Annotated in this window: 10 protein-coding genes; 9 read left to right on the plus strand and 1 reads right to left on the minus strand. The window is 60.1% G+C overall.

Annotated elements, in window-relative coordinates:
- The first annotated feature begins 55 nt into the window (after nucleotides 1-55).
- From GB927_RS16490 to GB927_RS16530, 9 genes are all read left to right on the plus strand, one after another.
- Nucleotides 56-1,255 (plus strand): tyrosine-type recombinase/integrase, encoded by a 1,200-nt coding sequence (locus GB927_RS16490; RefSeq protein ID WP_256118267.1) that lies wholly within the window; start codon nucleotides 56-58, stop codon nucleotides 1,253-1,255.
- A 349-nt stretch (nucleotides 1,256-1,604) separates the two neighbouring features.
- Nucleotides 1,605-1,841: a helix-turn-helix transcriptional regulator gene (locus GB927_RS16495; RefSeq protein WP_256118268.1), complete on the plus strand. Its 237-nt coding sequence runs from the start codon at nucleotides 1,605-1,607 to the stop codon at nucleotides 1,839-1,841.
- A gap of 106 nt (nucleotides 1,842-1,947) precedes the next feature.
- Nucleotides 1,948-2,439 (plus strand): hypothetical protein, encoded by a 492-nt coding sequence (locus tag GB927_RS16500; protein WP_256118269.1) that lies wholly within the window; start codon nucleotides 1,948-1,950, stop codon nucleotides 2,437-2,439.
- Nucleotides 2,436-4,358: an AAA family ATPase gene (locus tag GB927_RS16505; protein WP_256118270.1), complete on the plus strand. Its 1,923-nt coding sequence runs from the start codon at nucleotides 2,436-2,438 to the stop codon at nucleotides 4,356-4,358. Before GB927_RS16500 ends, GB927_RS16505 begins: the two co-directional genes overlap by 4 nt.
- Before the next feature lie 1,181 nt (nucleotides 4,359-5,539).
- A complete protein-coding gene (locus GB927_RS16510) occupies nucleotides 5,540-5,902 on the plus strand; it encodes a hypothetical protein (protein ID WP_256118271.1) in 363 nt (120 codons plus the stop codon).
- A 153-nt stretch (nucleotides 5,903-6,055) separates the two neighbouring features.
- Nucleotides 6,056-8,332, plus strand: coding sequence for a hypothetical protein (locus tag GB927_RS16515; protein WP_256118272.1), 2,277 nt, complete (start codon nucleotides 6,056-6,058; stop codon nucleotides 8,330-8,332).
- Between the two features lie 169 nt (nucleotides 8,333-8,501).
- Entirely contained in the window at nucleotides 8,502-9,590 is a 1,089-nt protein-coding gene (locus tag GB927_RS16520) for a S49 family peptidase (protein WP_256118273.1), read from the plus strand.
- A gap of 16 nt (nucleotides 9,591-9,606) precedes the next feature.
- On the plus strand, nucleotides 9,607-10,611 hold the full coding sequence (locus GB927_RS16525) for a hypothetical protein (RefSeq protein WP_256118274.1): 1,005 nt from the start codon (nucleotides 9,607-9,609) through the stop codon (nucleotides 10,609-10,611).
- 69 nt (nucleotides 10,612-10,680) lie between these two features.
- Nucleotides 10,681-11,478: a hypothetical protein gene (locus GB927_RS16530; RefSeq protein WP_256118275.1), complete on the plus strand. Its 798-nt coding sequence runs from the start codon at nucleotides 10,681-10,683 to the stop codon at nucleotides 11,476-11,478.
- 103 nt (nucleotides 11,479-11,581) lie between these two features.
- Here GB927_RS16530 and GB927_RS16535 read toward each other — a convergent pair whose 3' ends face one another.
- Nucleotides 11,582-13,039, minus strand: coding sequence for a helicase HerA-like domain-containing protein (locus GB927_RS16535; protein WP_256118276.1), 1,458 nt, complete (start codon nucleotides 13,037-13,039; stop codon nucleotides 11,582-11,584).
- Between the last annotated feature and the right edge of the window lie 10 nt (nucleotides 13,040-13,049).

A 13,049-nucleotide genomic window follows, 5' to 3' on the forward strand; every position in this document is an offset into this window, starting at 1 on the left:
AGCCAAAGGCTCTAAATAGGGAACGCATAGGGAAGCTGGATAGGGATAGGAAATAATGGCCAGAGGCAAGGCGCTCACCGTTAAGGAATGCGAAAAAAAGCGCACCGCGCGCGGACGTATCTCGGACGGAACTGTGCCAGGGCTCTATCTGTCGTTCACCGCCACCGGCGCGAAGTCGTGGACCCTCGTCTGGCAACGCGGCGGAAAGTTTCGGGAAATGGGTCTCGGTTCATATGAGGCCGTTGACCTCACCGCCGCGAGGGCGCGAGCTTTCGAGCTACGCAAAATTGTGACGGCAGGGGGAGATCCACTTGCTGCAAGGGAGGTCGCGACCAAGGGGCAGGAGACCTTTGGGGATGCCGCGGACACATTCATCACGGAAATGTCGCCAGCTTGGGATAATCCGAAGCATGTCGCGCAGTGGAAGAGCACGCTAGGTGATGGCTATTGCGCGACCCTTCGACTCAAGGCGATCGACGAAGTCGCGACGGCCGATGTGCTGGCCGTCCTCAAGCCTATTTGGTCCAAGGTGCCCGAGACGGCCTCGCGCCTCCGTGGCCGCATAGAACGTGTATTAGATGCCGCCAAGGCGCGCGGGCTCCGAACAGGCGAGAACCCGGCACGTTGGCGCGGGCATCTGGATCAACTATTGCCGGCGCGCAAAAGGCTGACCCGCGGCCACCATGCTGCAATGGCGTACGTCGAGGTCCCGGCCTTTATGAAGCGCCTCCGTGCGGCGGCCGGAGTTGCAGCCAGGTCTCTGGAGTTTGCTATCTTGACCGCGGCACGCTCCGGCGAGGTCCGCATGGCAAAGTGGGGCGAATTCGATCTCGTGACAGGCGTGTGGGTGGTTCCCGCCGATCGCATGAAGGCGCGCCGAGAACACCGCGTCCCGCTTTCAGCGCCGGCCGCCGCATTGCTTAAATCGATCCGCAATCCGAAAGGAGCCGGCCCGTCACTCCCCGAACCACAGCCGGAAGAGCTGGTCTTCCCGTCGTCCAAACTGGAGCGTCCTCTTTCTGACATGTCAATGACGGCGGTGCTGCGCCGGCTAGAAATCGAGGGTGTGACCGTGCATGGGTTCCGCTCTGCGTTCCGCGATTGGTCCGCCGAAGAAACGGATCATCCGCGCGAGGTCGCCGAGGCGGCGTTAGCCCACATCATCCGCGACGCTACGGAGCGGGCATATAGACGAGGTGACGCTTTGGAAAAGCGCCGTCGGCTGATGGAAGATTGGGCCGCGTATATCGCCTGATGTCGCGACGCGTTGCACTACCTTCGGGCCATATCCTGAGACGACCATGGTTTTATTATACAAGCTTGCCAAACAAGAATCTTGAGTCGAATTAGCTATAGAACGATTTTGGCGAATATTATCTTCGCCGCAATGTGTGCCACTGCGGAAACTACTTGTGCCCTATGTCCGCGACCCCGTTTCTTGAAGTTGGACTCGTCTGTTACTACATGTGTTATATATAGCCGGATGTGGCTTTCAGTTGGGGTTGTTTTCATGCACGCACCTTTCGCCTTGAAGCTTGAAGCCCGTGGTCTCCGAGGTCGCGCTAACGCGCGACCTCCTCCAACACTGGAAAAGGATAGACCACATGACTGCTTCCCGCTGGATGACGATGAAAGACGTCTGCGCCTTCACGCGCCTCTCTCGCGAGTCTATTAACCGCCTTCGCCGCGCTCACCGTTTCCCCCCGCCTGCAGAAATTGCCGGGCGCGCTCTGTTCATCCGGACAGAAGTAGAGGCTTGGGCTGAAAGCCAGGAAACTAATCCGCGCCGTAATCTTGCAGACGCAAAGCTCGTCGCCGACGATGCTCGCGCCGCGGCCTGAGAATGCTCCCCAGATAACAAGCAAAAAAAGCCGGCCCCGATGAAAAGGCCGGCCGCTCAATTTTCCCTCGTAACCACTCGATCAAAAATGATCACGGGAGGCTCGCTTGCCTGAGTTTAATAGCGCATTCTTGCTTTCATCGCAAGTATTTTCAACACGAGACACTGGAGTTTTTGGCGAGTATTCAACTGGTTTTGTTGAAAGGCTTGGGCCCAATATTTCACCTCGCTCCACCAAACGCCCGAATATTCTTCTAATAGAAGACCGCGATAAATTTTGTGACTTAAGTCGTGACCCGCGCTTCCATCCTGAAGGACTTGAAGAGGCCTTTGAGGCAGCGACGGCGGTTCTGGCCATTCTCTACCGGCGGCCCAGCCAACGGGAGCGTCTGGGAATGGAACGGTATACGCGACTGCACGAGGCCGCTGTCGACGCGACCTTGCGCGGTGCAGGCGTCGCGGTGTTCATCAAAACGACCAACGATCGGCTTAGCTACTGGCCCAAAGTCGTCCGCCATTTCGCACCCGGTGCGACCTTTAGGTATACGGACAGCGATGGCGCGGCGCTGATCACTGCCATGGCGGGGTCCGAGGCATGAGTCAGGACACGACAGAAACGCGGGCTCTCACCGAGGCCTTGAACTTCGCGAAACAAGGATTCCGTCTTTTCCCCCTTCGGCCAGGCACAAAACGCCCTATCAGCAATCTGTCCTGGCCGAAAAAAGCGAGCGCGGATGAAGCGAAACTGCGCGCGTGGGCGACCAAGCACCCAGGATGCAACTTCGCGATTGCCACCGGCAAGGGGTTGCTGGTCGTTGACGCAGACGGCGCGCCCGGTCTTGCCAGCCTCGAAAGCCTGGAGATTGCGTACGGACTGCCGCAGTCCTTTCGCGTCAAAACGCCTTCTGGCGGCGCGCATGTTTATCTCGCCTCCCCCGAGAACTTCAAAAACTTCGTTCACTCGATCCCCGACTTCCCGGGCATCGATATCCGCTCCGATGGCGGCTATGTCGTCGCCCCCGGCAGCGTCTTCAACGGCAAAACCTACGAGGCGGTCCCCGGTGAGATCGAACCGGCGGGGCAAGATATCGAGCGCTTTTTGATAAGCGCGGCGGCACGGCAGCACCAGGCCGCCGCCAAAACGCCAGCCGTCGAGCTCGACTTGCCTAACCACATCGAGATGGCCGTCGAATATTTGTCCCAGCGTGCGCCGGAAGCCGTCGAGGGGGACGGCGGCAACGCCACAACATACCGGGTTGCCGCGCAGTGCCGTGATTTCGGGCTCTCGCAGGAAACTGCGCTCGAATTAATGCTAGAAAATTGGAATGAGCAAAAAGCATTTCCGGCATGGCTTCCTCAAGAGCTTGCTACAATCGTCGGCAATGCCTACCGCTATGCCTCCGGCGGTTGGGGCGCGACCCTAGCGGCAGCTGAATTCGAAGCGATCGACATTGATGTCGGTGAGCCGCCGGTCGCGGTTAAGCGGCAAGTCGCCGAAGCGCTGGCCAAGGCTGGAGAGCAAGCCAAACGGCGGCGTCTTCCCGTCGTTTCCTTCGCAGAGGCGATATCCTCGGCGCTAGACGCCGGCGCCGAACCGCTCATCGACGGCGTGCTGGATCAAGGCACGGTTGCCGTCCTGTACGGCCCCTCAAACGTCGGAAAGACCTTTGTCGCCTACGACATGTCGGCCGCGATCGCAGCCGGCCAGGTTTGGAACGGGCACGCCACTACCATGGGCGCGGTGCTCTATTTAGCGACCGAAGGTGGGAAAACCTCCTACAAACGCCTTCTAGCTCTTGCGAAACGTCGGCATCTCCCACCGGAAACGCCAATCCACATTGTGCCTTGCACGGTCGATCTCTTCGACCCCAAGGCGGATTGTCAAGAAGTTATGGGGGCATGCAGGGAGATCGAAGGCAGCGGGCCGGTGCGGCTTGTGGTGGTCGACACGCTGGCCCGCGCGATGGCTGGCGGCGATGAGAATTCGGGAAAAGATATGGGCCAGTTGGTCCGCAATATCGACCGCATAAGGGCCGCAACGGGAGCCACTGTGCTGATTGTTCATCACACCGGCAAAGACGCGGCGAAAGGCATGCGCGGCCACTCCTCTCTCCTAGCGGCTATCGATACTGACTTCGAGGTCTTACAGGAGGGTGGTTCGACCGCAGCGGTTTTTCGGAACCACAAACAACGCGATCTCGGAAAGTTGGCGGATCTCAGGTTCTCGCTTGAGGTTGTTGACCTCGGCGCGGACGATCATGGGCGGCCTGTCTCCTCCTGCGCCGTCCACTGGCTGTCAGAATTCGAGGACGCACCACTGGCGCCACCAGCGCAGGCGCTCCTCGACACGCTACGCGAGTTCGCTCGGCCAGCGTCTCTCGCAGAGTGGGTCGCAGCGCATGTTAAGCGGTCGCCACGGGGTAGTAGCGAAGCCAACCAGCGCAAGCTGCGAAAGCTCCTCGTTGACGCGGGAAGGGTGATTGAGAGGGAAGGTCTTTTCGAACCGTTCAGCAGCTAATCGCCGATCAATTCGCCAAGCCCACCGCTCAAAATGTGATTGAGCGGTGGGCTTTTTCGTGCTTGCCGGCCACGGGTGGCGATCACAGCCGATCAACGACCGCTCGATCCCCAAGCTTAATCATTTCAGATACTTATGCGCGACCGCTCAAAGCGCTCAATTGCGTTTGATCGTTCTTTCCGCCACCGCTCAACGCTCACCCCCCTATATAGGGTGAGCGTAGCGAGCGGGCGTGTTTTGAAGCCACCCCCTTGGCTCTTCCGCCTCGGAGCCGGCACCCATCTCGTTCCAAATCTAAACATCAGAAAAATCGAAACGACCGGCTCCGAATACCGCGACGTCTCGAAACAGACCGGCCGCAATAGACGCCGAAGAAACAACCGTGCGGACGGATCAATCCCGAGCACCGGTGGTGGTGTCCGCCCCAAACCGAAAAGAAGTTGCGTGCGAGACCGCGCTGCCGCGCCGCGCGGTCGGGGCGAGCGCTGTACGGTCCCTGCTCGCTCTTTTTCGCGCGTGGCGCACACAGGGCGCACGCGTCGCACCTGTGCGGCGCCTCCAGGTGGCCGCAAGCGCGCTCATGTTGACGTGGATGCGCGGGCTCAGCCTGAGACATAATGCGAGCCAGTGGCGCGCCTAGGCGCCCTACGGGCGTAGACAGAAGGCAAGTAAGGGACCGTAGGCCGCGCGTGCCGTCCGTGAGGCGCGGCCTCGCCGTCTCGCGCGCAACTTGTGTTTTCGTCTGGGGGGTCATCCTCCCGATTTCGACGTAGGTTGGATTCAGCTGCTCCGGGGGCAGTCAGCCTCTAGGTCGCATCGCGTCGGGCAGCGCCATTTCGCCGGCGGCATTGGCCAGCAGGGCAGCGTTTCGATTTTTCGGATCTTTGGGCGGCCGAACAGGGTGTGCCGCTCCGTGGCGGCGCCTGCCAAGGGCCGAGCGTGGACGTTGTCACCACTCCCGTTCACCGGCAGGCACCCAATTTTCGAAATTAATTGAGGCGCGTTTTTAGTAAAAAACTTCATCCGCCAAACCCGCTGCAACGCGAAAAACTAATTAAGTTGTCAACATGGGTCAGCATAGTACAAGCTGAGCACTATACTTATGTCGTTGATTTTATTATTGAAATTGAAACAATTATAGTCTATATTAAATCCTGTGCTCGCCACCCCATGGAGGTTTTATGGCGCAGGAAAATCCCGAAACACCTGAACAGCTTCTCAAGGAAGCGAAGATCATCTCCCCCAAGGAACGCCACCTGGACGTTCCGATTGACTGGCCAGTCGAATTCGACGGCAAGACCTATGACACCATCCGCATCCGCCGCATCTCGGGCCGTGAAGTCGAAACGTTCATCCGCCAGGTCGCAGCGATGACGGACCAGTCACCGGCGGTCATGCCGCCCACCTTCGATTGCCCGCTCGAAGTTTACGAGGCGATGGACGACGACGACCGGCTGCGTGTGGAGGAAGCCGCGCTCCCTTTTATGCCCCGCCGCTTGAGGGCGGCGGCCGGTGCAGCCCTGCAGGATATCTCGAACTCGTGAGGGTGGTAGCGCGGGCATATTCCACGCCGTTGCCCACGGTTCTTGAAATGGACTGGTTAGAGATCGTCGGGCACGCCTACGCCGCCTACCATCACGATTATCTCAAAAAAATGTTTCGCCTGAAATTGGTAGGCGCAAGGGTCAAGATCTGACATGGCAAAAACGCTCATCGGCCAGCTGATCCTTCGTCTGAGGACGGAAGGGCTCGGTGAGGCCAAAAAAGTCACCGACACCATGCGGGACGTCGAGAACGCCGCGCGCCGGCTCGGACAGTCCGGTACCGCCTCCTGGGGCGTCGGTTTCCAAAATCAGATCGACAAGCTGAAGCTGACGCAACATCAGCTACACGAGGTCGAAAAGTCGTGGACGAGGCTTCATGAAGCAATCCGCCAGCGCAACCTTGGCGTTGCGATGAGGGGCGCCGAGGTCGGCCACTGGAAGACCAACACGATATCGCAGCTGGCCGCTCAGCGCGCCGCGATCGAAAACCACTTCAGAGCCGTCGAAGGAAATGCCCGACAACACGGCATCCGCATGCGGGACATTCTGCGCGCTGGATATGTCTCCCTCGGCTTTTACACCGGCGCCCAGGCCGGGGGCACCGTAACACGAGTGGGGTTTAAGGAGGCCTCAGAACGTAGCCGCGTCGATGCGGAAAACTACTACCGCGGCCTAAGCGAAAAGGAACGCGGCTCAATCGGCACCGCTGCCGACGACCTGGCCAGCCGGCGCCGCGTGAGTAAGACCGATGTCATGGAGATCCTGGCGGACGCCTCCATGTCCATGAAAACCACGGACGCCGCCATAAGCACGGGCGACGCGCAAGTGCAGGCATTCAAGGTCTGGTCAAACACGTATGGCCAGGAGGCGGCGATCGGATATCTGCGCGCCTTCAACCGGGCAATGGACAATATCAACATCGATGACCCCGACATGTATAAGGGGATGCTCGACAACTTCATGAAGGCCTGGCAGGTGTCCGGCAAGGACATTGACCCCGCCGCATGGGCACAGGGCATCAAATACGCCAGGGGATCGGGCAAAGTCTTCGACCACGATTTCCTGTCCCGCGTTCTTCCATTCGTCATGGCTGAAACCAGCGGCACAGACGCCGGCACACAGCTTCGCGCGATTTTCGACCAGTTCATTGTCGGGCGCGCATCAAAAGAGTCGATCGCCGCTCAGAGCGAGTACGGCCTTCGCGATGGTGTGAAGCGCGACGCGAAGGGCCGGGTCATAGAAAAGGGCACTCTGACCCAGGCCGATCTTTTCGCGAAAAACCCGCTCGATTGGTTCAACCAAGTGCTCTTACCGGCGATGGAGGCCAAGGGCGTCAATACCGGTGATCCCGTAGTCCTCGCAGAGGAGATCGGAAAACTCACGAATAACCGCCTTTCGTCGGATGCGGCGATCAAGGCGATCCTCGGCTTCGAACAGATGCAAAGGATCCTAAACGAACGCTTCCCGAACGCGAAGGGCCTCGCGGCGGCCGACACAATGGATGATAAAAGCCTTTCGTCGGCAACGGATGGCCTTGTGACTGCCTACGGCAACCTGGCGGCGGCGCTCGCCCCCGTTGAATCGGTCATCAATCCGGGCTTGAACGCCCTGGCCGACGGCATCAACAGATTGGCGGCGGCTGCAAAAGACAATCCCATCCTCGTGTCGCTGGGCCTTCTGAGTGCCGGCGCCGGGGCGCTGAAGGGCGGGCAGTTCGCCCTCGGCAAAATGACGGACATGTTCGGCCTCAAAGGAAGCGCCATCGCACTGGATGGCTCCGCTGCCGCTCTCACGCGCGCCGCTGTGGCGCTCGGCGGCGCGGGCGTTGCAGATGGCCTTGGCGGCGTCGGCGACGGGAAAGGCAAGCCCTCGAGCAAAGTCGGAAGAGCGGCCAAGTATGGCGCCCTCGCGGCGGGACCAGGCATGACGATCTACGCAGTCGATCAGATGTTGTTCGGCGGCGCCGGGTCGAAGAAACTTGATGAAAACATGTCCTACGCCTCGGCCTTCCTTAAGGCGCTGGGCACACTGTGGAACCGGGAGCTTCGAGGAAAGGAAACAGCTGCCGGCGACGAGAACCTTGCTGCGCCCGGCTGGTTCAGAAGGTTCATGCTCGGAAAGGCCGCCGATGAGAATTTCAGTTTCCGCGACCACATGGGGATCCCGCTCCGTGGCGCAACACCGCAGGTCGACACCGACGGTTTAGACCAGGCCCAACAGAAAGCGATGCAGACGGGCCAGGGAATCTTGGATGCTCTGAGCGTCACGGCAAGGCCGCTCGTGGACTTGGGGCCTCTGCAGGAGGCGGCCCGCCTCGTGCAGGTCATCAAGGCCGGGCTCGACGGCATCGGCGCCGGGGCTACGCGGGCGCAAAACAACGTCGGCGCCGAGATGCGGCGCAACTTCTCGGATCGCGGGGGCGGAATGTGATGGTTCTCACTTTTTTCGCCTCCCTTGTCGCCCTCGTAACCGCGACGGGGATCCTTCTCCCAACTGGCAACGCCTGGCGCACGCCAGAGGACGCCGTGACGCGCGTGATAAGCGCCGCGGCTATCCTTTACCTGATCGGGCACGCCATCTTATCCCACGGAGGACTTTTGTGATTGAAACCCTAGCTACAGCTGGTCCGTTCGCAATGTACGGACCGAATTTTGAGAGCTTGGCGCGCTCGCTCACCGATCCAAAGGCGCTCGAGGCGAGCCGGCCCTTCCAGGCGCAAAAAGGCGAGCGCCTCGGGATCTTGAACGGAATTGGAAGGCTTTACATCGCCGGCCCGCTGTTCAAGCGTGACTCTGCAGTGACCAAATTTTTCGGGTTTTCGACCTACGAAATGTTGCGGCGCGATTTGCAGGTGGCACTCGAACATCCGAGGATGGACGCTATCGCCTTGCACATCGACAGCCCCGGCGGCGAGTCAAACGGCTGCGACGAGCTCGCACACGCGATTTTCGAAGCCCGGAAGAAAAAGCCGATCGCCGCATTCGTGTCTGGCATGGGTTGCTCGGCGGCCTACTGGCTGGCGAGCGCCACCAGCCGGATTGTTGCTTCGGATGCGGCCATCGTCGGCAGCGTCGGCGTCGTTATGAGCTACACAGACAACAGCAAGGCGAGGCAAAACGCCGGAATTCAGGATTTTAACTTCGTATCCTCCCAAAGCCCCAACAAGGGCTTTGCACCCGATCGCGTGCAGAAGATGGTTGACGATCTCGCTGCGGTCTTCGTTGACGCGGTCGCGCGCCACCGGGGAATTTCAGCGGAAAAAGTGCAGTCCTGGCGCGGTGGTGTTGAAATAGGCGCGCAAGCAAAGTCGGTAGGCATGGTCGACGGCACCGGCCGGTTCGAAGATGTTCTCGCCTATCTTCAGCGGCAAGCCCCGGCCAAGTCTGGCGGCGGTTCAATGCGGGCACCCGCCCCAGCAAATCGCACCGTTGTCGCTGCCTCGCCGATTGCGCGGCCCCCAACGGTGGAAGAGATCCGCGCCAAAGCGGCGGCCGATGCGCAGGTGCTGGCACGTGCCCGGCTCCAGGCGATCCTTCAGAGCCCAGAGGGCCGCGCTCTGCCAGAGCTCGCGTATCAGCATGCCGCCGACCACTCGCTCACTGCAGCGCAGGTCATCGAGAAATTGAAACAAGAGCGGATCGCCGCGGGCTGGCAGGATGCCGTTAAGCGCGCCAGCCCGCTGCATTAAATCAGGAGAAACCGCAATGCCAAACATCCTCTACGAGAAATTCGGTTCCGTTGCGCAGGAACTTGCGCCGCGCCCCCGTGGTCGCCCACCGAAGCCGGAACTCACTCCGCTTGAAGCGGTGCTTTCCGATCCGCTGCCGGAGGAAATCAACCAACTGGCCGCCGACCTGGTAAAGGCGAAGGCGGCAGTGGATGAGGCGAAGCGCGCATACTATGAAGAGCAGAAGGTGTCGGCAGTCACGGTGGAAGCCAAAATTGAGCGCGCGGCAAAAGCGGCCGATTCTGCGCGCAACAACCTGAACTACTCCAGGGATGAGTTCAATGCTGCCTCCAAAGATGCAGCCGAGGCACGCGACGCCTATAAGGCAGAGCAGCGCAAGTGGAACCCGCGGCCGGAGGACCTGGCAGAAACAGAGCGGGTGTGCGTCGCGGCTGAGAAGAGGGAGGCAGCATTTAAGCGCGCATTTGAGTTCGCCCAGGAGCAGTATGCCGCAGCCCAGAAGGTGGAAGAAGACGCGAGGCGCGACCCCGAGGCCGCGGCATACAACGCACTGATGCGGGCATCTGCTCAACAGGATATCGCTGCCCAAATTGGCTCAGTGGCCCCGGCGCCTACCAAGGCTGAAATGGAAGAGCTTCGTGCCGCCTACGAGAAGTCGAAACTTCAGAAGGCTGCAATGTTGGGGCCGCGCCTCGAAGCGTTTAAAAATGAGGTGTTGTCGAGGGCAAAAGTTGTGGCTCAAATCCGGCAGACGTTAATAGACCTGCTTGCGCCGCTTGAGGCGAAGTGGCGTGCAACTGCCGACAAGCAGCTTGCAACGGCTGTGACGCTGGTTGCGCAAACCGAGCAACTCAGCAGCCTCTTTTCGAAAAACCAGGACGTCTATCATGTGTTTCGTCGCGATCGGATCAGCGGCGACGGAGAGCACGTAGGCCGCCACGAAATCGACGGCGGCGACGCCGTGCGGGACGTGTACCTGGCACTCTACAACAGTTGGGAAAAGGCGAACCCCAGGGTTTAGTGCCCTTCTCAACGCTCGGGGCACCATCGCCGGTGCCCCAACTTTCCCGACAAATAGGAGACCGATTAAATGTCTGCAGTGCACATTGCCGAGCCAGTTGAAACGGGCGCGCCGGTCGATCGGACGCCCATTGAAATCGCATTGTCCGAGCAGTTGCCGCCGGACGTGGTAGCCGCGTTCAAGGCACTGGCCGAAGCGATCAGGGCGGCTGATAATGCAAGAGCGGCCTATCGTTTGGAGGAAGCTGAGGCTGCTATTTTTCGTGACGCGGCGTCACGCAAATCTGAAATAGCGCGCAGCGAGGTCGAGGCGTACGCAGGCAAGCTTCTCGAGGCTGAGCAGCGCATTGAGCAGGCCCGTCGCGTGCTGAAAGAGGCTGCTGCTTGTGAGGGCGTATCCGGAAATCGCGAAGCAGTAGAGAAAGCTACGAAGGACTTGGCTGCGTATAAAATCTTGAAGGATGGCACTGAAGCTCTGGCGATCGCCGCTCGAGAGAAGCTGGAGGCGGCTATAAGGTCGGCAGAAAGGACTTCCAACGTGGGTCCGCTCCGGACCGAAGTTTTCCGCCGGGGTGCTGCGGTCACGGCGGCCCGCGAGGCTTTGGATAACGCGCTGGCGCCCTTGGAAGAGAAATGGGGCGATGCTGTTCATAAGCAGTTTGAACTTGCTGCAAACATGATCGCTCAGGCCGAACATTTTCGCAGCGCACGGCGCGGCAACGGGGAACTAAGCGCAGCATTCGAATATCGTTCTGAGGACGGCATTATCGAGTACCGGGGCGATCAGACCTTGCCGATTAGCGAGTTTCTCACTGACGGTTATCTTTCGAGAAAATACAGCTGCGACCGGTCCCGGCCGATCCTCTAAGCGGGGTATCTCCTACCCGCTGACGCGGCAGGTTTAGCCGGAAAAATCCGGTTTGCCGCGAACCAAGGCCACCGGTGACGCTCATCGCCGGTGGCTTTTTCGCTCAAATGCCGAGCATGCCTGCAATATAGAAGCACCCCGCGGCCACAGCTAGCGAAGCAAGCGCCTGCAGGCCATAGGCGGGTCGGGGGGCGGCCTTTGGCGCCGGTACAATATCCGGCAGGAAATTCTTGAAGTCTCCCGCCTGCCATCGATCGCCAGCCCAGTTGATGGGTGGTAAGCCGGCGGCAGCGCGCATTCGGTCAGTGAACTGCTTCTGCATAGCGTCAACGTCCACCACCGAAGGGTACTTGCCGGCCAGCGGATTGTCGCGAAGCAGCACCTCGCGCTCCAGGTTGGAGATCGGCCCGATTTGCGATTGAGGCGGGCTCACCTTGACCTTCTCGACCGGCGACGGCACGCCGTCATCAATCATGACAGAAACCAGCGCCTCGCCGATTCCCATGTTTACCACCTCTGCCTTGACGTCGACTCCCTTATTCGGGCGAAACGCCTGCGCAGCGGCGCGAACAAACCTCTGCTCCTTCGGAGTGTAGACCCGCAGTGCATGCTGCACGCGGTTGCCAAGCTGCGCCAAAACGGTTTCAGGAATGTCAGCCGGCGACTGGCTGACAAAGAAAACGCCAACGCCCTTGGATCGGACCAGGCGAACGAGGCGCTCGATTTGTTGCAACAGGGGTTTCGGCGCGTCACGGAACAGCAAATGCGCTTCGTCAAAGAAGAACACCAGTTTTGGCCGGTCCAGGTCGCCAGCCTCCGGCAATTCCCGAAAAAGCTCAGTGAGGAGCCAGAGCAGGAAGATTGAATAGAGGCCAGGGCACTCCATCAGCTGATCCGCGTGCAGCAGGTTGACGACCCCCTGGCCGTGTTCGGTGCGCAGAAAATCCGTGATTTTGAACGGCGGTTCGCCAAAGAGGTGGTGCCCGCCTTGCGATTCCAGCGCCAGAATGTTCCGCTGGATAGCAGCTATCGAAGAGGCCGAGATGTTTCCGTACTTGCGGCAGATTTCTTCGCGCATGTCCAACAGGTCTGACAGGCTCCAACGCAGGTCATCCAGCGACAGCAAAAACGTTTGATCGTCCTTCGCCTTTTTGAAGGCAATGGCCAGTGTGCCGTATTGGGTTTCGTTCAGGCGCAGCATTGACGCGAGGAGCTCCGGCCCCAAGGCCTGCACCGACGTGCGGATCGGCAGCCCACGCTCTGCAAAAATGTCCCATAGAGCAACCGGGCATCGGTGCGGCACAAAATCGGCGCGGCGTTTCGCGGCATTGGATTGCGGGTCTCCGAGCGCAGCAATGCCGGAAAGATCGCCCTTCACATCGGCCGCGAAAACCGGCACGCCAGCGCGGGAGAAGCCTTCTGCCAGCGTCTGCAACGTGACCGTCTTGCCCGTGCCTGTGGCGCCCGTCACAAGCCCGTGGCGGTTGCCGTATTTCAGCGGCGGGCCGATGGCCTTGCCGGATTGGGTGAGGCCGAGAGTGACTGACTGAACCTGTTGCATTTGGCGATCC

Source organism: Shinella lacus (assembly GCF_010994755.1).
GTDB lineage: Bacteria > Pseudomonadota > Alphaproteobacteria > Rhizobiales > Rhizobiaceae > Shinella > Shinella lacus.